Consider the following 19381-nt stretch of genomic DNA (forward strand, 5'->3'; position numbering starts at 1 on the left):
CTTGGCACACTATTGAGTTCTCAAACAACAGACACACCCGGCACCACCCAACCAAACGGTTCAGGATCGCTCCGGAGCAACTTTTCAAACTTACCCGATCCTCCGTTCCGACGCAAATCCTTGTTCCAGGATTCTCGTCGGTGGGAAGTCGTCCCCACCTCTTCCAGAGGTGGGGACGAAAGCCCTACCAGAAGTGGTATTGATTTTGGGGTTTTGGCCGCCCGGGGTAACCAGCTCTTCGCTGTCTCCCTCGCGGCGACTTAGAAAACAATACACCTCCTCGGGCGGCTCCGCAAATCCCCTTCCGGGCCCTCCTGTTCCCCGTCATCCCGCGGACAAACCGGTCGTCGGCACCCAAACCCGCCACCCGCCGTCGGACTTTCCTTGTATGTGCTGCACCACAGTGACGGACGGTTAAAAGCAGAAAGGGCCGGCAACCGTGAGGTTGCCGGCCCTTTCTCAAGCAGCTGGTTTCAGCGGGGCTGAATTACCAGGAAGACTTGGTGATGCCCGGGAGTTCGCCCTTGTGGGCCATGTCGCGGAAGCGGACACGGGAGATACCGAACTTCTGGAGGGTACCGCGGGGACGGCCGTCGATGATGTCGCGGTTACGCAGACGGATCGGGGACGCGTTGCGGGGCAGCTTCTGCAGGCCCAGGCGGGCTGCTTCGCGTGCTTCGTCGGTTGCGTTTTCGTCAACCAGGGTCTTCTTCAGCTCGAGGCGCTTTGCAGCGTAACGCTCAACGATGACCTTGCGCTGCTCGTTGCGAGCAATCTTGGACTTCTTAGCCATGGTTTAGCGCTCCTCTCGGAATTCGACGTGCTGGCGGATCTTGGGGTCGTACTTCTTCAGGACCATGCGGTCCGGATCGTTACGACGGTTCTTGCGGGTTACGTAGGTGTAACCCGTGCCCGCGGTCGACTTGAGCTTGATGATCGGACGTACGTCCTTGTCCTTAGCCACTAGAGCTTCACCCCACGAGCGAGAATGTCGGCGACGACAACGTCGATGCCGCGTACGTCGATGGTCTTGATGCCTTTTGCAGAAACCTGCAGCGTGACATTACGGCGCAGGGACGGAACCCAGTAGCGCTTCTTCTGAATGTTCGGATCGAACCGACGCTTGTTGCGGCGGTGCGAGTGCGAAATGCTGTGCCCAAAGCCCGGCTCGGCTCCGGTCACTTGGCAGTGTGCTGCCATGACTTCTCCTCAAGAATTGAAAGTAATGATCCGCATATCTGTTGCTGGACCATGCTGCTAAGGGCGACCCAAAAATGAAGAAGGGCAACGGTTAGTCACGCAACTTGAGCCCCTAACTACCGGCCGCCCTGGAGAAATTACCGGACAACCGGAGCAATTGCGCACGCTCCGCGCACTTAGCGCCTACCAAGTCTACGAGTTCATGCAATTAAAGACCAATCCGGCCCCGGAGGGTGTATAAGGAGGGCCGGCGGCTAGAGCCGGGTGAGCTGGGGGTACTTTGGCTTCAGGCCGTCACCCGAGGACTTCCCGGTAACCCGCCGGACAACCCAGGGGCCCGCGTACTCACGGAACCAGCGGGCGTTTGCGCGGAGGGCATCCACGCCATCGAGCTCCGGGACGGGGGTCATGGGCGGGACGTCGATGGAGTGGTCATGTTCCAGGACGTCCAGCACGCGCTTGGCCATGTTGGCATGGCCCGCGGCGGACATATGCATCCGGTCCTGCGCCCACATACCCCAGTCGTAGTATTCACTGAAGCGCCAGTAGTCCACCAGCAAAGCGCCGTGATCGCCGGCGATGCCGCGGACCAGTTCGTTGTAGATGGCCGTCCGTCCGCGCGTCGTGCTGAAGACCTTCGAACCCCGGGCGTCGAAGCCGGTGAACATGACCACGGCGGCACCAGCGTCGCGCAGTTTGGCGATTGCGTCGTCGTACTCCACCAGGAGGTTGTCGATGTCGATCCTCGGGCGCAGGATGTCGTTGGCACCCGCGTAAATGCTCACCAGGGTGGGTTTAAGTTCGACGGCGGCATCCACCTGCTCAGCCAGGATCTGGCGAAGCTTTTTTCCGCGGATAGCGAGGTTGGCATAGCCGAAGCCAGGGTCAGCGGCTCCCAACTGCTCCGCCACACGGTCCGCCCAGCCGCGGATACCGTTGGGGCGGGTGGGATCGTCGTCGCCCACACCTTCGGTGAAGGAGTCACCAAGGGCCACGTACCGGGTAGTGAAATCCATTCGGCTAGTTTGCCATCAGTTGCTGGGAGCAACCAACCGTGCCATGGCCGCCTAGCTCTCCCGCAGAATCCAATGGTCGGCGTCCAACCGGCCTACCACTTTCTCGCCGATTCGCGCCAGGTCCAGCACATCCTGCTCCGTCAGGGCGTCCAGGAACAGGTCCCGAACCGTCTCAACGTGGCCGGGTGCCAGGCCCACGATGGTCGCCATGCCTTCTTCGGTGAGATGGGCCGTGGTGACGCGGGCGTCGTGCGGATGCGGACGCCGCTCCACCCACCCCCGCTTCTGCAGCTTGGTCACCACGTGCGAAAGCCGCGACAACGACGCGCTGCTGCGCGCAGCGAGCTCACTCATAGGCAGGAACCGCCCTTCCGCCTCGGACAGCATGGCCAGGACTGTGTAGTCGAAAAGGGATAGCTTTCCCGCTGCGTGGAGCTTGGTGTCGAGGGCCGCCGGCAGGAGCGTATTGATGCTTACCAGGGCCAGCCAGGCCCGGCGTTCGTCGGCGGTAAGCCAGCGGGGTTCGGTCATGCGCCCATTCTACGAGAAAAGGGCGGTTGATCCTTCAAGTAGCGGCGGAGCCGGCCGGTAGGCTGGGCGCATGTATGTTGTCTCACTGAGCTACCGGGTCCCCCAGGACATCGTGGACTTCCATAACGACGCGCACATCGCCTGGCTGCAGAAGGCTTTCGACGACGGCGTGTTCATCGCCGCCGGGCGCAAGGTCCCGCGGACGGGCGGTATGTTGCTCTCGAGGGCCGACCGCGCAACGCTTGACGCCAGCCTGGCACAGGACCCGTTCTATTCGAATGGCGTTGCCGACTTCGAAGTAGTGGAGTTCCACGCCGCCAGGGTGGCATCGGGCTTTGAGAACCTGCTGGACAGTTAGCGCCAAGTACTACCCGCCGGGGATTTGGCGGCGAGCTTTTTCAGGCCGCCCTTTGGCGGCACCTTTACCGGTTCCGGCCAGCGCGCCGTGAGCTGGTCACCTAGCGTGACGCCGCGCAGTTTCCGGCCGAACAGCGGCAGGACCCAGTCGTGGATCCAGCGCCGTTGGCGCTGCTCCCACTCCCGGAGGCTGAGCTTTGCCGGCGGTTCCCAGTCCTTGAGCCGGATCTTGTGCGGCACTCCCAACTGGTCCAGCACCTGGCCCGCCAGGTACTTGTGTCCGGCCTTAGACATATGGAGCCGGTCCGAGTCCCACATCCGGCGGTCATGGAAGGCGTCCAGGCACCAGTAGTCCACCAGCACGGCTCCGTACTTGGCTGCGAGGGCCCGGACTTGCTGGTTGTAGAAGTTGTTGCGCTTCTTCAAGGGCTCGAGGAGCGCGGAAACTTTCACATCGAAGCCCGTAAAGAGCACCAGGGTGGCGCCCGTATCCGCCAGTTGCGCCACGAGCTTCTCATAGTCGTCCATGAGCACGGCCATGTCCGTCTTCAGGTCCAGGATGTCGTTGCCGCCGGCGTAGAGCGTGACCAAGGTGGGCCGCATCGTCAGCGCAGGCTCCAGTTGCTCGCCAATGACGTGCCGGAGCCGCTTGCTCCTGATCGCCAGGTTCGCGTACCGCCATCCAGGCTGCGCCCTCGCCAGTTTCTCTGCCACCCGGTCCGCCCAGCCCCGGACCCCGTTGGGCAACCGCTCGTCCCGGTCCCCGACCCCTTCAGTGAAAGAGTCTCCAAGAGCAACAAACACCCGCCGCCCGGAATCAGGAAGCAAAGGTTCAGGCACCAGCCCAACGTAACGCTGTCAGGAAAAGCGAGGACGACGGCGGGATGAACATTGAGTACGAAAGCGTCCGTGAATAACCGGCTTTAAGTGCGAGAGGGTTGGAGGAAAACCCACGTTAAGTGCGAGAGGGTTGGCGGGGGCTGCGACGAGGGAGATTAGCCCTCGGCTTTGCCCTGGCGCCAGTACCCCATAAAGGCAACCTGCTTCCGGTCGATTCCAACGTCGCGGACAAGGTACCGCCGCATGTCCTTGATAACCGCAGCTTCCCCGGCGATCCAGGCGTAGAAAGGCATGGCACCAGCGGGCATGTCCGGGTTTTTGGTGGCTTGGATTTCGTCCGTCTCCATCCGCTGGGGGGTCTCCCAGAGGATGTCCACGTCCACGTTGACGTCCTCCGGCTCCGGTCCGGCGGCGCCGTCAGCGGCTTTGATGGCCACCCACCCGGGCACCGGAACCGCCTTGCGCACCGCTTCCTGGAGCAGCTCGCCGTGCGGCCGGGACCGTCCAATCGCGGCACCGCGCGCGAGCCAGGTGACCTCGATGTCGGCGGGCGAGGACAGTTCGAGGAAGTCGCCTGCCTCGGGGACCTCCAGGAAGGCGTGTCCGGTCATGTATTCCGGCAGGCTTTCCAGGATGGCGGAAATGGCAGGGACAGCCGTTTCATCGCCGGCGAGCAGAATGCGCTGCGCCAGTCCGGGCCGCCACTCGATGCCGCCGTAGGCCTCCGCCGTCAGGCACTGCGCGGCGCGGTTGTTCGGGCCAATAAGGGTGATTGCATCACCGGGCTTGGCATTGAGGGCCCAGTTGGCGGCAGGCCCGCCGTCACCATGGCTGTCGAAGTGCATCACGAAGTCGACGTCGATCTCCGGGTAAACAGTGTCCAGGCGGGCATTGCGGACGGTGTAGGTGCGCATGGAGCCGCGCACCGTGGGGTCCATGGCCAGCCATTCACGGTACCAGCCGGCGCGGCCCATTTCGAACGCCGGCAGGGGAAGTTCTGTGCCGTCCGCGGCGAGGGACGGGACCATGAGTTTGATCCGGAGGTCGAGGGTGTCCCCGTTGACGCCGAAGTCCCGCAGCGAGTACCCGCCAAACGTGATCCGGCGGAAGTTGGGGCTGAGTTCCTGCACTGAGGAAACAGTGACTTCGAATGCCAGGGTCATCGGTTCGGTGGAGGCGGCGGCAATATCGCGGGTCTTCATGAAACGAGCTCCAGTTCGTTGGCGGGGACGTGGTGTCGGCCGATCGGAATGATCAGGGGGGTTCCGGAGACAGGGTCCGGGATGACGCGCGACTCAAGGCCGAAGACGTCGCGGACCAGCCCTTCGGTGACCACGTTCCGAGGCTCGCCCACTGCCACTACGGCGCCGCCTTTCATGGCGATCACGTTGTCTGCATAGCGGGCGGCAAGGTTCAGGTCGTGCAGCACGATGGCCACGGTGGTGCCGCGCTGGCGGTTCAGGTCTGTCACAAGATCCAGGACTTCCACCTGGTGGGCAAGGTCGAGGTAGGTGGTGGGCTCGTCCAGCAGCAGGACCTCGGTTTCCTGGGCCAGGGCCATGGCAATCCAGACCCGCTGCCGCTGCCCGCCCGAGAGTTCGTCCACGTTCCTCCCGGCGAGGGCCAGCGTATCGGTGGCTTCGAGCGCCCGCTGCACGGCGGCGTCGTCCCCCTCACTCCAGCTGCGGAAGAAACCCTGGTGCGGGTACCGGCCGCGGCCCACCAGGTCGCGGACCAGGATGCCGTCGGGGGCGGTGGGATGCTGCGGAAGCAGGCCAAGGGTGCGGGCCAGTTCCCGCGCGGGGCGTGAGTGGATGTCCTTGCCGTCCAGGGTCACGGCGCCGGCCGCGGGTTTCAGGAGCCGGGACAGGCCGCGAAGGAGGGTGGATTTACCGCAAGCGTTGGCTCCCACGATCATGGTCACCCGGCCTTCGGGAATTTCGGCGGTAAGCCCGTCCACCACGCAGCGCTGATCGTATTTGAGCGTCAGGTCCTTGGCGTTGAGAACTGCCACGTCAGGCATCCTTTCGGTTGGCCGTGACCAGGAGCCACAGCAGGAACGGGGCGCCAAGCGCGCCGGTGATGACACCCACCGGCAGCGCCGTGCCGTCCAGCAGCAGGGGGGCGAGGTTAGCGGCGACGTAATCTGCGGCGAGGACAATCAGGGCGCCAACCAATGCCGACGCCGGGAGGCTGGCTTTGCCGGTGAAGCGCCGGGCGATGGGCCCTGCCAGGAAGGCGACGAAGGAGACCGGGCCGGCCGCCGCCGTCGCCACTGCTGCCAGCGACACCGCAGTGATCACCAGCGCCAGGCGGGTGGCACCCACCCGGATGCCCAGCCCCGCTGCGGCGTCGGGTCCGAGCTCCAGGATGCGCAACGGCCCGGCGATGGCAACAACTGCGGGAATCAGGACGGCGAGGGAGAGGGCAAGCACGCCGGCCCTCTCCCAGTTGGCGGAATTCAGGGATCCGTTGAGCCAGACGAGGACGTCCGCGGCGGTGCGAATGTCCGCACGGGTCATCAGGAAATTCACCACGGCATGCAGCGCGGCGGCGATTCCTACGCCCGCCAAAATGAGCCGGTTGCCAGCGGCATCGCCGCGGTTGGTTCCGCGCATCGCCCCGCCGCTGGAGATCGCGTAGATGATGGCGGCCACGCCGAGCGCGCCGCCGAGCGCAGCACCAGAGACCGCCGCTCCGGTGGCACCGAACACCACGATGGACACGACCGCTGCAGCGCTGGCACCGTAGCTGATGCCGATGATGTCAGGGCTGGCCAGTGGATTGCGGAGCATGGTCTGGAACAGGGCCCCGGCCAAGCCGAACGCGAGGCCGATCATGGTGCCGATGACAGCCCGCGGCAGCTTGTTCTCCATCACGATGAAGCTTGCCCCGGGGATCTTCTCGCCGCCGGTCAGGTGTGAGAGAAGGATCTTGAAGAAGTCCGGGACGGTGACCGTGTAGCTGCCCAGCAGGATGGAAACAGCGAACAGGATCACGACGGCGGCCGCCAGGATGGCGGTCCGGTTCAACAGCAGCCTTCCTCGGCGTTGCCCTATCACTTTTGGTCCCTTGGACCCCGGTTTGGCAGCCGTAACTGATAGCGCAACGGGGGTTTCTGCGGGTTTCCTGTCTTGGGCGAGAGTCCCTGCTTTCGAAATCATAGTCCCGCCCCCTTGCCCCGGCGGATAAGCCAGACGAAGACCGGCGCCCCGATGAGGGCTGTCATGATGCCGGCCGGGACTTCGCCCGGAAGGAGCACCACGCGGCCGACGATGTCCGCGCCGAGGAGCAGCACGGGAGCCAGCACCAGCGAGAACGGCAGGATCCAGCGGTAATCCGGGCCCGTGAGGAAACGGACAGCATGCGGGATGACCAAGCCAACAAAACCGATGGGGCCGGCCAGGGCGGTGGCCGAACCGCACAGCAGCACGATTCCGAGGGCGGTGATGCCGCGGACCAGACCTACCCGCTGGCCGAGGCCGCGGGCAATGTCGTCGCCGAGCGCCAGGCTGTTGAGGATACGGCCGGTCACCAGCACAATCAGCGCGCCGGCGGCGAGGAACGGCAGGCCGGGCAGCACTACCGACCAGTCCCTTCCTGCCACGCCGCCCACCTGCCAGAAGCGGAACCTGTCCAGGGTGTCCTGGCTGGAGACAAGGATGACGTTCATGAGCGAGAACAGGCCCGCGTTCAGCGCAGCGCCTGCCAGGGCCAGCTTCACCGGGGTGGCGCCGTCCCTGCCCAGGGAAGCGATGAGATAGACGACGACCGCCGCAACTGCTGCCCCGACGAACGCGAACCAGATGTAGCCGGAGAACGTGGCAACACCAAAAACGTAGATACCTGTCACCACGGCCAGGGCAGCCCCGGCATTCACGCCCATAATGCCGGGATCGGCCAGCGGATTGCGCGCCACACCCTGCATCGCTGCGCCTGCAAGGCCGAGGGCTCCCCCGGCCAGGATGCCAAGGACGGTCCGCGGGATGCGCGCATGCACCACGGCGTGGTCGCCGTTGGCGGGATCAAACGCGGTCAGCGCCTGCCATACAGTGCCCAGGGTCAGCCCCCTGGCGCCGATGGCCAGGGAAGCGCCGGCCAAAAGTGCAAGTACGACGACGGCGGCCAGCAGCCAGGCGGCGCGCTTCCCCCCGAAAGCGCGGCCGCGGGACGGGCCGTTAGGTCCTTGTGCCGGCAGTGAGGTGCCGGCACCCCCCTGCCCGGGGGCCGCCGTCGTCGTACTGTGCGTCATGGAAGGGTGCTTACTTCACTGTGTCCGCTGCGGCGGCCAGCTGCGGCAGGAACGTGTCCAGCGACCACGGCAGGCTCAGCGGGGAAGCCGCGGAGATGGACAGCGTCAGGGTGTTGTCCGAGTCGGCAACCAGGGCGCCGTTCTTGATGGCCGGGATCTGGCTGAGCAGCGGATCCGACTTGATGGCGTCGGTAGTGGAGGCATCCGGAACCCAGGTCACGAACACGTCTGACTGAAGCTCGTTGGCTTTTTCGGCGGACCACGGGATGAAGAATTCCTTGGAGCCCTTGGAGTTGTCGTCAACCACCGGAGCGAGTTTCATGCCGATTTCCGAGAGGAAGCGGGGGCGGTTGTCATTGGCGGTATAGACGTTGACGCCGTCACCCTTGGCAGGCTCGAGGTTGCCGTAGATAAAGCTCTTGCCCTCAATTTGCGGGTATTTGGCAACCTTCTCCTTGATGGTGGCCTCGGTGTCCGAGATCAGCTTGGTGGCTTCGGCGTCCTTGCCGAGGGCCTTTCCAATGATGGAGGTGGAGTCCTGCCAGGAGGTCCCGTAAGCCAGTTCAGGGTGGGCCACGACGGGCGCGATCTCACTGAGCTTCTTGTAGTCCTCTTCCGTGAGGCCCGAGTAAGCAGCCAGGATGACGTCCGGGGTGAGTTTGGCGATCTCGGTGAAGTTGATGCCGTCAGCTTCGGAGTACTGGGCAGGAGCCTTGTCGGAGCCGAAGCCGGTGCCGAGGCCTTCCAGCGCTGCATCCTTCCAGGGGGTGGAGCCCTTGTCGTTGCCGCCCCATTCATTCTTGGGAACGCCTACCGGCACAACGCCCAGGGCGATGGCGACGTCATCGTTGACCCACGAGACGGTGGCAACGCGCGTGGGCTGCTTTTCGATGGTGGTCTTGCCGTAAACGTGCTCGATGGTCACCGGGAACTGCGAGCTGCTGGAGCTGGCTGCACTGGCGTCGGTAGTGGAGGAAGCGGGGCCTGTGGCGCAGGCGGAGAGGGTGAGCGCCGCGGCGGCCAGAACGGCCGTGGCCTTGCCGGCTGACTTGAACAGCGTGCGGCGGGTGGCGCTGGGCCCGGAGAAGAGGGGGGAAGTCACGGAACTCCTTAAGTGAATGAAGCGAACTTAAGTAAGGCTAGCCTACCCTCGCGAGCATTACGCAAGGTTTCTGTTTCTTATTCCCCTTCGTGATAAAAGACACACTTCGTCCGGGTTTCAGGTCGCTGGACAGGGAAGATTCGGTTTTGGCAGGATGTCCCTGCCGCGGGTTTAGCCCAGTTTTCGAAAGTTTCAGCAATGCAATCCATCACGCCTCAACACATCCGCTCATCGTTCATCAATGCCAGCCGCTCCGAAGCTGCCAAGCTCACCCTCCCTAAAGACTTCGATTCCCTCGACTGGGAGAACCTTGACTTCCTGGGCTGGCGGGACGACAAGATGCCGCTCCGCGGCTACCTGGTGGTTCCGGGGCCCAAAGGCCTCACCGGAATTATGCTGCGCGCACCCGAAAGCGGCGCCCGGAAAAACCGCTCGGTACTTTGCGAGCTGTGCCGGGACGTATTTTCCAAAGAGGACGTACTCCTCTGGGTCGCCAAGCGCGCCGGACAGTCCGGCCGCGACGGCAACACCGTCGGCACGCTGATCTGCGCCGATTTCCTTTGCTGCGGCAACGTCCGGAAGGAGCCGCCGGCCAACGACATCAACCCGGACCCGGCAGCCGTGGTGCTCCGGCAGATCCGGGGCCTGCAGGACCGGACTGCCCAATTCCTGGGACGGGTGCGGGGCGGTAGCCGGCGCGAACCAGACTAACGCAGAGGAAGCCCGCCCTCACGGATGCGGAGGCGGGCCCCTCGACTGTGGGTCAGCGGTAGGAGAAACTCATCAGCACCGACTTCAGTGCCCGGCCTTCGTCACTCCAGTACCAGGCTTGTGCTGCCTCATCACCTGTGAACCGCGGTTCAGTAAACAGCACATCCGCAGTCAAAATGCGGTCGCCGATCCTGACAGGGGCGTATTGAACCTGCCCGTCCGGCGAGACTGGCGATCCCGGCGTCAGTCCCATCCTGTAATGAGTAGCGCCATCGGCTCGATCAATGAAGAACGAAGAACTGGGCGTGGGAACAGAAGCGCCGATCAGCCCCCGTACCGGATCAGTCTCAATTATGGTCCTGGAGACATTGCCGGCCGTAGCGTCACCAACCTGGCTGTAATAGATGTTGATCTGCTCCTTACCGCTGGCATCCAAGACGGTCGCCGTCTCCACTGCGGGGGACGCCGAAACCTGTTCATGCTCCACGCGCCAGCCTTCCGGGTGGGCAAAAGACAGGCGGCCATCTGCGAACGTGAAGGTCACCGGCCCTTTGGGAACCGGAGAAGAGGTAGCGGCGGGAACGATGGATGCAGAGGGACTCTGCGGAACCGCCCGGGCGGCAGGGCTGGTGGAGAAACCGCCGTCCGCGGCAGTGCCGCCGGCCGCACAGCCCGCGAGGGTGAGGGCTGCGACGGCGGTGAGCGCCATGAAGGTGGTGGCGCGGCGTGCTGGGCGCATCTGTGGTGCCTTTCGAGGGAAGGCCGTCAACCCATCAGGCGTGATGCAGGACCCAGCGTTCCGCACCTGCCCTGTGGGAGCACGACGGCAAGTATTTGATGCGCACCAGCATGGCACCGGGACTACGCCTTTCAATAGCTGCCAGGCAATATATCCATCGATTTGTTATGAAGCCGATCCGTTGATAACGGGCTAGCGCAAAACGATGTCCACCGGGTTCGCTTCGGAGCGCCAGGCTCCTTCTTCGCCCGGCCGCGGCCGGATGACCGGTGCCGTCAGCACTCCTGAACGGTTGGTGCGCTTGTCGCGGAGGATCTCGGTGACAGAGCCAAGATGCCGGGACAGGTCGATGACGTTTTCAGGGGCCGCCAGCAGCAGTTGGAACCCGAATTCGTGCAGCGCCTTGATTCCGGCCCCGGCGAACTCCTCGGATGCCAGCACAAAAGCCTCGTCCATCATCACGGTGCCGTATGTGGTGAAGCCCTGCTCCGCGATGCCCAGCTGGTAACTCAGTGCAGCAGCCATGATGAAGGCCGTGAAACGCTGGCGCTCGCCGCCGGACATGGACCCCGTGTCCGCATGCATAAAGACCTCGGTCTTCTTTGCCCCGCCTTTCTTGCCCGACGCCGGCCCGGCAACTTCCCGGTGCTCCTTGCACTGGATGAACAGGTGCCCGCGCACGTCCAGCACCTCCGCCCGCCAGCGCCGGTCCTCCGGCGCCTGCGAGCCCAAGCGCTTCACCAGGGTCTCCAGGGACTTGTAGCGGGCGGTGAGTTCCGCGTCGTCGTCCCTTTCCCCGTTGGTGCCGTCGGGCCTGCCACTTTCGGGCTTTGCCGGCCGCGCGTGCCGGGCCTTGAGCGCGTTCTGGATGGCGTCCTTGAACTGCTTCGCGGAGGGAGGGAGCGTCTGCTTGATATCCAGCTCCAGGAAGCTGCCCTCGTGGAAGTTGACCTGCGAAAGAATGCCGTTCAGCGGGAGGATACGGCTGGTGATGGAGCGGCGTTCCTCGTCGAGCAGATGCAGCAGTGTGCTGAAGGATTCGTGGGTGCGCTGGTTGAAGAACTGCCTGAACTCCGCTTCCTGGGCGGGCAGCCCGTCGCTGACAATCGCGTGGTAGCGGGTTTCAAAATCGCCGGCAGCACCGATGGTGGTGCCATGGTCGGCCGAGATGGCGCTGCCCCACTCGCGGACGAAGCCCTCGAAAATCCTCGTCAGGCGCTCGGCGGTGGTTTGCCCGCGAGACTCCGCTGCATGCAGTTCAGCCAGCAGGGCGGTCCGCACCCGGTTGGCGAGGTTGTCCAGCTCATGCATCTCCGTCACATGACCAAAATCGGCAAAGTACGGCTCCAGCGCGGTGACGGTGGCGTCCGACGGCGGCGCCTGGGCCAGGCGGTCCCGCGCAGCTTCCAGCAGGGAATCGGAAGCCGTCAGTTGCCGGTCCAATGCCTTGTACTCGCTCTGCAGGACAGCGGCGGCCTCGGTGCTGGCCTGGTGCTTCTGCCGCACTTCCTCGATGGTGGCGCGGAGGGGCTCGAGATCTGCCTGCGCTGCCAGGGCGTCCTTCAGCCGCTGTTCGATCCTGGCAAGCTCGTCGGCCGCAACTGCCGCCGAGACCTGTTCCCAAGGACGGTGATCCTCAGCAATGCGGCGCAGGGCGTCGAGCTGCCGGCTCATCCCCTGATGCGAGTCCTCGCGGGTCTGCGCCAGCTCTGCCGCCTTGGCAACCTCCTGCCGCAGGTCCTCCACCTGGCCGGCAACCAGCTCCAGCTTGGCGGCGTTATCGAACCCGAGGACGTAATCCTGCCGGCTGGTAAACCGGTCGTCCTTTTCCACAGTGTGCCGGTTGCGCTTCACCACGCCGCCCAGGCTGAGGCCCCGGTCCAGCACCGCCAGCTCGTCCGGGTCCTCCACACACGGGTAGGCGAAGTCCAGCGCGATTCGCTCGCGGATCCAGGACCCCGCTTCGCTCGCCACGCCCGTGGTCAGGATGTCCAGCTTGGTGAGCAGGTCGCCGTCGCGCACGTCCTCCAGCGCCAGCGCGCCCCCGGAAAGCGGCTTGGAAACGTCCACCGCCCGCAGCGCGCCGCGCACGTTGTGGCCGTTGAGGTAGCGCGTCACCGCGGCGAAGTGCTCGCCCGGCACCAGCAGCGTGGTGGCAAGGTTGCGGAGCGCGCGCTCTGCGGCGGGGCGCCACTTCTCCTCCCCCTCAGCTAGGTCCATCAATTCACCGGCGAAGGGCATCCGGTCCTCGGGAATACCGGTGGCGCCGGCGATTGCCGCCCGGTTTTCAATGCTCGACGGCGGCAGCAGCGACTTGCGCGTCTTCAATGAGACGAGCTCCTGCTCGGCCGCGGCCAGCTCCCGCTTCTTCGTTGCGTGGGCGTCGAAGGCTTCAAAGCGGAGTTCCTGCAGGGCCTGGGAATCATCCTTGAGCTCGGCCGACCTTGCCGCCGCCTGCTCGTGCGCCTGCTCCCAGCCGCCGGCACTCCACTCCAGCTGGAGGCCGGCGTCGGCCAACGCCTGGCGTGCCGCTTCCTCCACCTGCTGGCGAAGCTTCAGGCCCACCCGGGCGTTTTCCAGTGACTGCTCAATGGCGGAGATGGCGTTGCCGCCCTGGTTGTTGTACTCCGTCTCCAGCTGGCGCAGCTCCTTGGCCAGGCCGTCCCGGACTGCGCGCTCGGCGCCGAGCTCCTTGGCCTTCGCCTGGGCCAGCTCCTTGAAGCGGGCCAGCATCTTTTGGTGGACCGTCACGGCGAGCTGCTGCTTGTAGGCCTCGAATTCCTCCCCGGCGAGGTCCCGCAACCGGTTCGCGTCCAGCAGCGCCTGCGCGTACTCCCTGTTCAGTCCGGGCACCGGGGCCAGCTGGTCCCGCTGTTGCCGGACGTCCTCCAGCCGCTGCCGGATGGACATCAGGTTGCTGAACTCCTCGACGACGTCATCCGCCGCCGCGAGAGTAGCCGGAGCATCCAGGACCTGGTCCCGGAAGAAGGTGTTGACGCTGCCGCCCAGGCCCTTGCCCGCCTGGATAACGCGCAGGAGAGGAAGGGCCTGGTCCGAGTTGATCCCCAGCAGCCGGCGGAAGCGCTCTGCGAACGCCTTGTGCACATCGAAGACCTGGGCGTCCGGAAAAATCGTTTCCAGGGCAGCCTTGGTAAACCGCTTGTCCGCGATGCCCTCGAGCGCCTCCAGGTCCAGCGGCTGGTGGTCAACGAGGTAGAACCGTCCAACGCTCGACTCCGTGCCGTTCTTCGGCAGGTCGAACAGTGCTGACACTGTCACCCGGGTGCCGGCCGCATTGTCGAACGTCAGCGCGACGGCGGACCACGTGGCGCCCGGCCGCTGGAAGGCACTCGCGGACCCCTCCCCCACAGCCTTGTCGCCCACTTTGCCGCGCATGTATGTAAACGTTGTCCGCTTGTCCTCCACGGCCCCGCCAGAGCGCTGCGCAGCGGCCTCGTTGGACCTGGGCCTCGCATCGAAAACCCGGAGCATGGCGTCAAACAGCGTCGACTTTCCCACGCCCGAGTTACCCGTCAGGAGCGTGCCGTTCCGGTCCACATGCATGGTGTGGGCTCCGTGGAACGTGCCCCAGTTGACCACCTGCACCAGGGCAAGGCGCATCTGCCCCGGGTTCGTCAGCTCGCCCAAAGGCAGCATGGTTGCAATGCTCACTCGGCATCCTCCGCTTCGGTGGCGTCCTCGGTTTCAACCGGCCCAACCACCGTGTCCCGGTCAAGCTCGATGAGCGCTTCGGTGCCGGCGGCGTCCGTGGTGGCTGCTGCCAGGGCTTCTATATGGGCGGGAATGTCGCCGATGTTTTCGAAGGGGAGGGCCAGGGGCAGGGCGTTGGAGATGGTGTAGACGTCGTCAAGGCCCGTGGGCAGGAGGAGTTGGCGGGCCAGTAGCTTGGTGATGGCCCTGGTGACCACGTCCGAGTCGCGCAACGCGTCCTGCTGGCCTGCGGGCTGGTAGTGGGTGACCAGGTCGGCGATTTCCTCGCGGGTAATCGTTGGGTCTGTCTGCGCGGTGACGTGCCGGTCCAGCAGCAGGCGCATCCTCAGCAGGACGATGGTTTCCACCCGACTGAGCGCTCGCTGCTGCCGCAGGATGCTGGCACGCGTGCTGCCGCCGATGGCGTCCGGGTGGACCGGGCGCAGGACGGCGATCTTCCGGTCATGGTCCAGCTGCATCGTAAGGAACAGTTCGGAGAGGCGGCTGCGCAGGATGATCTGGTTGTCCAGCAGGACCGTCCAGAGCTTCTCGTCCCGGCCGCCGTCAACGTAGGGACCCTTGAGGAGCTTCACCAGCGCCTGCCGCACCTTCATGGACAGCACGCCGGTATCGCCGGGGAAGAGGGCGGCACCGTCGACGAAGGTGTCGCGGGGGGTTACGGCGCCGGCGAATGGGCGATCGCCGCCCGTCGCGGGCACAGTTCCGCTCTCCACTGGCATACCCCCGTTCTCATCCACATGGCTATCTCCGGGGTCAGCTTCGGGGACCGCCGTCGTCGTCATCTCTTCAGTCATGTCAATCCTTCGGGAGGGTGACCAACGGCAGGTAGGCCCTGCGCGTGGTGCCGTCAATCTGTTCGAAGTCCAAGGCATCCATTGCGTCCCGATCGAAGCCTGCCCCGGCGTGCAGGGCGTGCGAGAGGAGCGCCCGGATGGTGTTGATGTGCTGCTCTTCCGGCGGCAGCTGCTGCCACGCCTCGGAAAGGGTGGAAGCGCCGGCCATGGCAGAGCTGATGACCTCCGGCTTGGCCTTGGCGGTCCGCGGCGAGCGCACGCGGTCCGAGTCGCTGAAGGCGATGGGGTCGGCAAGTTTTGGCGGTGCGGCAAACTCGTCCGGGTCGAAGAGCTTCACCATGGACAGCGACTCGAACCCCGCGTTAAAGAGGACGGGCCCGGGCACCAGCCCCGGCCGTTCCCGTTCGTACGGAAGGGAACGGATCGCCTGCTCAGCTTCGCGGAGCACTTGCCGGAGCCGGACTGACTGGCGGAAGTCATCGCTTTGGACGTAGGTGTTGAGGCTTTCGCTGAGCTTGCCGTAAATCCGCTGGATCTGGCTGTGCTGCTGGCGGAGTTCGGCCACCAGGTTCTTCAAGGTTTCCCGGTCCTCGGCTGAGAGGTCGTCCGCGAACTGCCGGCTCAGGACCTCGCCGATTGCGGACCGGAACCTGAGCTGCTGCTGCGGATCCTCCAAAAACGCCGTGAAGGAACGGAACGTCCTGCCCTCCGGGCTCTGGCGGAGGCGTTTGTCGGCCTCCAGTACCTGCGCCATCGTGGCGCCCTTGGTCAGTGACTCCTCGATGATCTGGTTGCGCAGGCCGCCCACCAGTTCCTCGATCCGGTCACGCATCTTTTTGTAGTCGGCGGGGAGGCTCGCGGCGAGGTCCAGGATGTTTCCGGCAGCTTCAACTGCCTCGTCGTCATCCAGCAGGCCGTCGAACTCGCCGGAACTGATGTCCTGGATGAGCTGCTGGCGCTCTTCGATCTCCTCTTCCAAGGACTCGAGGCGGGCACTCTGGTCCGGATTGGTCTCGTTGGCGAGCTTCTCGACGTCTCCCAGCAGCGTGCCGAGGCGCGAACCGTTAAGGGTGGACCGCTCGCTGGAGAGGCTGTCGAGGAACGCCAGCACACGCGCAGCCGGTTCGGTGACTTCGTAGACGATCTGGCCTGACTGGTTCCGCCGCGTCAGGAACTGCCGGCGCGTCCATTCGTCGCCAAAGGCCTTCCCGTTGGCGCCCCCTCCCAGCCCGGGCTCCTGCCTGCGGAGCTCTTCAAGGAAGGAGTCGACGTCGGCATGGAACTCCTCGAGCGGCAGTTGCGGCCGGGTGCGGGTAAAGGAAGCCTGCAGCACCGCGATCACCCAGGGCGCCGAGCGCGTCAGGGCCCAGGCAGGTCCTTTGGTGAGGAGTTCGAGGTCCCGGAGCCGGGCGCTGATGGCGTCAGCGGATGACCTGGCGGAGCGGGGCACACACTCTCCTTGGGCTGTTTGGGTGGGCGGGGCAGGGGCTCCAAACGGAAAACTGCCAACAATAAGGTTAACGCAGGCGGCCGCGACCGCTCCGTGACCTACTTCGCCGTAGTATCTCGATCCCATATCAAGAGCTCTTCAAGCCTGCTGCGGCTCTGGCTGGGCACGCCGTCTGCCCCTACGCTCATGCTACTGATTTCGACCAAAGCAACGTTTCAGCAGGGGGACTCATGCAGTTCGATCTAAGCGCAGTGGAAACCGCCACCTTGGTATTCGTGGGCACACTGGTGTTCGCCTTTATCCTGGCCGCCTTCGTCCTCACGGCCGGACTGGTGGCGCTGGTGCTGCTGGGCACGGGAAAGCTCGGGTGGACAGTCGTTTCGAAGTCGCTCCTGGCCGTGGTCCATGGCATCAACGCGGGCTGGGACCGGCTGGTGCACCACGCCACGGCATTCGACGCCGCCGGAGACTTTCCGGGGCAGTCCTCCCCTAGCACAGGAACTTACCCGCGGGTAATATTGAGAGACAGCTAAAGGGTTCTCCAACCCGGCGGACCTGGCTAAGAAAGCTATCCGGCCAAGGAGATAACCCATGAGCTCCGCCACTGACAGCCCCTCAAAGACCGCCAGCTCCACCACCAACAGCGCAGCAACGGATGCTCCTGCGGAGGAGACCCCTGTTCCCGCGGGCAAGATCGGCGGGAGCGTCACCGCGGACGAGGCCCGCGCCGTCGCCGAGGCCGCGCGCGAAACCGGCTGGGACCGCCCGAGCTTCGCCAAGGGACTCTACCTGGGCAGCTTCGACCTCAGCCTTGTTCATCCCTGGCCCACCCCTGACCCGGCCGACGTGGAACGGGGTGAGGCGTTTATGGTCCGCCTCACCGAATACGCGCGGACCATGGACGGCCGGATTATCGAGCGCGAGGCGCAGATCCCTGACGGATACCTTCGGGGCCTGGCAGACCTTGGTGTCTTCGGGATGAAGATTCCGGAGGAATACGGCGGCCTGGGCTTGTCGCTGGTGTACTACGGCCGGGCGTTGGCCCTGCTGGGCAGCGTGCATCCCAGCCTCGGCGCCCTTCTTTCGGCGCATCAGTCCATCGGCGTGCCTGAGCCCGTGAAGGTTTTTGGCACTGCCGAGCAGAAGCGGGAGTACCTCCCGCGCTGTGCCGCCGGCGCCGTGACCGCGTTCCTCCTGACGGAACCCGACGTGGGCAGCGATCCAGCACGGATGGGCAGCACGGCAACGCCCACGGAGGATGGGGAGGCCTACCTGCTGGACGGCGTCAAACTGTGGACCACGAACGGTGTGATCGCCGAACTGGTGGTGGTCATGGCCGTGGTGCCGGCACGCACTGATGCAGACGGCACCAGGCACAAGGGCGGCATCAGCGCCTTTGTGGTGGAGATGGACTCTCCGGGCATCACCGTGGAAAACCGGAACTCGTTTATGGGCCTGCGGGGCATCGAGAACGGGGTGACGCGGTTCCATCAAGTGCGCGTCCCGGTGGCCAACAGGCTGGGCAAAGAGGGCCAGGGCCTGAAAATTGCACTTACTACGCTGAATACGGGCCGGCTTTCCATCCCGGGCCTTTGCGTCGGCTCAGGCCGCTGGAGCCTCAAGATCGCCCGCGAATGGTCCAACGCCAGGACGCAATGGGGCAGGCCGGTGGGCGAGCACGAGGCCGTGGGCAAGAAGATCGCTTTCATCGCTGCGTCCGCCTTCGCCCTGGACGCCGTCTTCGAGCTCTCCGCCGAACTTGCCGACGCCGGCCAGAAGGACGTGCGGATCGAGGCCGCCCTTGCGAAGCTCTGGTCGACGGAGATCAGCTGCCGGATAGCCGACGAACTGGTACAGATCCGCGGCGGCCGCGGGTTCGAAACGGCAGAGTCGCTGGCGGCGCGCGGTGAACGTGCGGTACCCGCCGAGCAGCAGCTGAGGGACCTGCGGATCAACAGGATCTTTGAGGGTTCCTCGGAGATCATGCGCCTGCTGATCGCCCGGGAAGCCGTGGATGCGCACCTTGCCGCCGCTGGCGACCTTGCATCGATGGACGCGAGCCTGTCCGACAAGGCGAAGGCCGCCGTCGGAGCCTCCGGCTTCTACGCCCGCTGGCTGCCGAAGCTGGTGGCCGGCGCCGGCATGGACCCGCGCTCGTACGGCGAGTTTGGCCGCTTGGCCAAGCACCTGCGGTTCGTGGAGCGTTCGTCGCGGCGCTTGGCCCGGCAGACGTTCTATGGCATGGGCCGGTGGCAGGCAAAGCTGGAACGCAAGCAGGCATTCCTGGGACGTGTGGTGGACATCGGTGCGGAACTGTTCGCCATGACGGCGTGCTGTTCACGGGCGGAGATGCTGCTTCATACCGCTCCCGACAAAGCCGCGAGCGCCTATGAGCTCGCGGAGGCGTACTGCGAGCAGGCCCGCGTGCGCGTCGACGAGTACTTCGAGCAGCTGTGGCGGAATACGGACGACGCCGACCACCACCTGACCCGAAGGGTCCTCGCCGGTGACCACAGGTGGCTGGAGGCAGGCGTACTGGACCAGTCGGAAGGCACCGGCCCGTGGATCGCAGATGCCTCCCCCGGGGCCTCGCAAAGGGAAAACCTGCACCGTAACTACCGCTGACGCCACCGGTCACAAAATAGTAAGCATCCTTG

General features: G+C 65.0%; 19 protein-coding genes. 4 read left to right on the plus strand and 15 right to left on the minus strand.

Translation table 11 applies throughout. The annotated features are described in order from the left end of the window. Nucleotides 1–487 precede the first annotated feature (487 nt). The 5 genes from rpsN to AC5RUQ_RS00025 all read right to left on the minus strand — a co-directional run bounded on the left by rpsN (nucleotide 488) and on the right by AC5RUQ_RS00025 (nucleotide 2747). Nucleotides 488–793: a 30S ribosomal protein S14 gene (gene rpsN / locus AC5RUQ_RS00005; RefSeq protein ID WP_163166363.1), complete on the minus strand. Its 306-nt coding sequence runs from the start codon at nucleotides 791–793 to the stop codon at nucleotides 488–490. Nucleotides 794–796: 3 nt separating this feature from the next. Then, complete coding sequence (gene rpmG, locus AC5RUQ_RS00010) at nucleotides 797–964, minus strand: 50S ribosomal protein L33 (RefSeq protein ID WP_013602737.1); 168 nt, start codon at nucleotides 962–964, stop codon at nucleotides 797–799. After that, nucleotides 964–1200 (minus strand): 50S ribosomal protein L28, encoded by a 237-nt coding sequence (rpmB, locus tag AC5RUQ_RS00015; protein ID WP_003798559.1) that lies wholly within the window; start codon nucleotides 1198–1200, stop codon nucleotides 964–966. The genes rpmG and rpmB overlap by 1 nt, the downstream gene beginning before the upstream one ends. Before the next feature lie 254 nt (nucleotides 1201–1454). Beyond that, nucleotides 1455–2216, minus strand: a complete 762-nt coding sequence (locus AC5RUQ_RS00020; RefSeq protein WP_493945363.1) for an SGNH/GDSL hydrolase family protein — start codon at nucleotides 2214–2216, stop codon at nucleotides 1455–1457. 51 nt (nucleotides 2217–2267) lie between these two features. Further along, a complete protein-coding gene (locus AC5RUQ_RS00025) occupies nucleotides 2268–2747 on the minus strand; it encodes a MarR family winged helix-turn-helix transcriptional regulator (protein ID WP_493945364.1) in 480 nt (159 codons plus the stop codon). Nucleotides 2748–2817: 70 nt separating this feature from the next. On the opposite strand from AC5RUQ_RS00025, the gene AC5RUQ_RS00030 reads away from it, so the two are divergent. Continuing rightward, the gene (locus tag AC5RUQ_RS00030; protein ID WP_163166369.1) at nucleotides 2818–3105 is read left to right on the plus strand and encodes a YciI family protein; all 288 of its coding nucleotides are present in this window, start codon (nucleotides 2818–2820) and stop codon (nucleotides 3103–3105) included. Here AC5RUQ_RS00030 and AC5RUQ_RS00035 read toward each other — a convergent pair. The 6 genes from AC5RUQ_RS00035 to AC5RUQ_RS00060 form a co-directional block, all read right to left on the minus strand. Beyond that, complete coding sequence (locus tag AC5RUQ_RS00035) at nucleotides 3102–3947, minus strand: SGNH/GDSL hydrolase family protein (protein WP_493946363.1); 846 nt, start codon at nucleotides 3945–3947, stop codon at nucleotides 3102–3104. The genes AC5RUQ_RS00030 and AC5RUQ_RS00035 overlap by 4 nt on opposite strands. Before the next feature lie 152 nt (nucleotides 3948–4099). Next, entirely contained in the window at nucleotides 4100–5146 is a 1047-nt protein-coding gene (locus AC5RUQ_RS00040; RefSeq protein ID WP_493945365.1) for a siderophore-interacting protein, read from the minus strand. Beyond that, the gene (locus AC5RUQ_RS00045; protein WP_493945366.1) at nucleotides 5143–5958 is read right to left on the minus strand and encodes an ABC transporter ATP-binding protein; all 816 of its coding nucleotides are present in this window, start codon (nucleotides 5956–5958) and stop codon (nucleotides 5143–5145) included. Before AC5RUQ_RS00045 ends, AC5RUQ_RS00040 begins: the two co-directional genes overlap by 4 nt. 1 nt (nucleotide 5959) lies before the next feature. Further along, complete coding sequence (locus AC5RUQ_RS00050) at nucleotides 5960–7108, minus strand: FecCD family ABC transporter permease (RefSeq protein ID WP_493945367.1); 1149 nt, start codon at nucleotides 7106–7108, stop codon at nucleotides 5960–5962. Continuing rightward, nucleotides 7105–8196 carry a FecCD family ABC transporter permease gene (locus AC5RUQ_RS00055; protein ID WP_493945368.1) on the minus strand — a complete coding sequence of 364 codons (1092 nt, stop codon included), beginning with the start codon at nucleotides 8194–8196 and terminating at the stop codon, nucleotides 7105–7107. The genes AC5RUQ_RS00050 and AC5RUQ_RS00055 overlap by 4 nt, the downstream gene beginning before the upstream one ends. Nucleotides 8197–8206: 10 nt before the next feature. Further along, nucleotides 8207–9298 carry an iron-siderophore ABC transporter substrate-binding protein gene (locus AC5RUQ_RS00060; RefSeq protein WP_493945369.1) on the minus strand — a complete coding sequence of 364 codons (1092 nt, stop codon included), beginning with the start codon at nucleotides 9296–9298 and terminating at the stop codon, nucleotides 8207–8209. Nucleotides 9299–9496: 198 nt separating this feature from the next. Between AC5RUQ_RS00060 and AC5RUQ_RS00065 the strand changes: the two genes are divergently transcribed. After that, nucleotides 9497–10009, plus strand: a complete 513-nt coding sequence (locus AC5RUQ_RS00065; RefSeq protein ID WP_493945370.1) for an FBP domain-containing protein — start codon at nucleotides 9497–9499, stop codon at nucleotides 10007–10009. 52 nt (nucleotides 10010–10061) lie between these two features. On the opposite strand, the gene AC5RUQ_RS00070 is transcribed toward AC5RUQ_RS00065, so the two are convergent. The 4 genes from AC5RUQ_RS00070 to AC5RUQ_RS00085 all read right to left on the minus strand — a co-directional run bounded on the left by AC5RUQ_RS00070 (nucleotide 10062) and on the right by AC5RUQ_RS00085 (nucleotide 16724). Beyond that, entirely contained in the window at nucleotides 10062–10748 is a 687-nt protein-coding gene (locus tag AC5RUQ_RS00070) for a hypothetical protein (RefSeq protein ID WP_493945371.1), read from the minus strand. Between the two features lie 192 nt (nucleotides 10749–10940). Then, nucleotides 10941–14420 (minus strand): ATP-binding protein, encoded by a 3480-nt coding sequence (locus tag AC5RUQ_RS00075; RefSeq protein WP_493945372.1) that lies wholly within the window; start codon nucleotides 14418–14420, stop codon nucleotides 10941–10943. After that, nucleotides 14417–15274, minus strand: coding sequence for a DUF4194 domain-containing protein (locus AC5RUQ_RS00080; protein WP_493945373.1), 858 nt, complete (start codon nucleotides 15272–15274; stop codon nucleotides 14417–14419). The genes AC5RUQ_RS00075 and AC5RUQ_RS00080 overlap by 4 nt, the downstream gene beginning before the upstream one ends. Nucleotide 15275: 1 nt before the next feature. Beyond that, nucleotides 15276–16724 (minus strand): DUF3375 family protein, encoded by a 1449-nt coding sequence (locus AC5RUQ_RS00085; RefSeq protein WP_493945374.1) that lies wholly within the window; start codon nucleotides 16722–16724, stop codon nucleotides 15276–15278. A 230-nt stretch (nucleotides 16725–16954) separates the two neighbouring features. On the opposite strand from AC5RUQ_RS00085, the gene AC5RUQ_RS00090 reads away from it, so the two are divergent. Both AC5RUQ_RS00090 and AC5RUQ_RS00095 read left to right on the plus strand, forming a co-directional pair. Further along, nucleotides 16955–17257 (plus strand): hypothetical protein, encoded by a 303-nt coding sequence (locus tag AC5RUQ_RS00090; protein ID WP_493945375.1) that lies wholly within the window; start codon nucleotides 16955–16957, stop codon nucleotides 17255–17257. Nucleotides 17258–17315: 58 nt separating this feature from the next. Beyond that, nucleotides 17316–19349: an acyl-CoA dehydrogenase family protein gene (locus tag AC5RUQ_RS00095; RefSeq protein WP_493945376.1), complete on the plus strand. Its 2034-nt coding sequence runs from the start codon at nucleotides 17316–17318 to the stop codon at nucleotides 19347–19349. The last annotated feature ends 32 nt before the right edge of the window (nucleotides 19350–19381 follow it).

The sequence above is a fragment of the Arthrobacter sp. MDT2-3 genome (genome assembly GCF_059090465.1).

Bases quoted from the DNA above. Each gene is read 5' to 3' on its own strand.
- rpmB (WP_003798559.1), bottom strand. From the start codon at position 1,200: ATGGCAGCACACTGCCAAGTGACCGGAGCCGAGCCGGGCTTTGGGCAC.
- AC5RUQ_RS00080 (WP_493945373.1), bottom strand. From the start codon at position 15,274: ATGACTGAAGAGATGACGACGACGGCGGTCCCCGAAGCTGACCCCGGA.
- AC5RUQ_RS00065 (WP_493945370.1), top strand. From the start codon at position 9,497: ATGCAATCCATCACGCCTCAACACATCCGCTCATCGTTCATCAATGCC.
- AC5RUQ_RS00095 (WP_493945376.1), top strand. From the start codon at position 17,316: ATGAGCTCCGCCACTGACAGCCCCTCAAAGACCGCCAGCTCCACCACC.
- rpsN (WP_163166363.1), bottom strand. From the start codon at position 793: ATGGCTAAGAAGTCCAAGATTGCTCGCAACGAGCAGCGCAAGGTCATC.
- AC5RUQ_RS00090 (WP_493945375.1), top strand. From the start codon at position 16,955: ATGCAGTTCGATCTAAGCGCAGTGGAAACCGCCACCTTGGTATTCGTG.
- AC5RUQ_RS00070 (WP_493945371.1), bottom strand. From the start codon at position 10,748: ATGCGCCCAGCACGCCGCGCCACCACCTTCATGGCGCTCACCGCCGTC.
- AC5RUQ_RS00025 (WP_493945364.1), bottom strand. From the start codon at position 2,747: ATGACCGAACCCCGCTGGCTTACCGCCGACGAACGCCGGGCCTGGCTG.
- AC5RUQ_RS00055 (WP_493945368.1), bottom strand. From the start codon at position 8,196: ATGACGCACAGTACGACGACGGCGGCCCCCGGGCAGGGGGGTGCCGGC.
- AC5RUQ_RS00030 (WP_163166369.1), top strand. From the start codon at position 2,818: ATGTATGTTGTCTCACTGAGCTACCGGGTCCCCCAGGACATCGTGGAC.
- AC5RUQ_RS00020 (WP_493945363.1), bottom strand. From the start codon at position 2,216: ATGGATTTCACTACCCGGTACGTGGCCCTTGGTGACTCCTTCACCGAA.
- AC5RUQ_RS00040 (WP_493945365.1), bottom strand. From the start codon at position 5,146: ATGAAGACCCGCGATATTGCCGCCGCCTCCACCGAACCGATGACCCTG.
- AC5RUQ_RS00050 (WP_493945367.1), bottom strand. From the start codon at position 7,108: ATGATTTCGAAAGCAGGGACTCTCGCCCAAGACAGGAAACCCGCAGAA.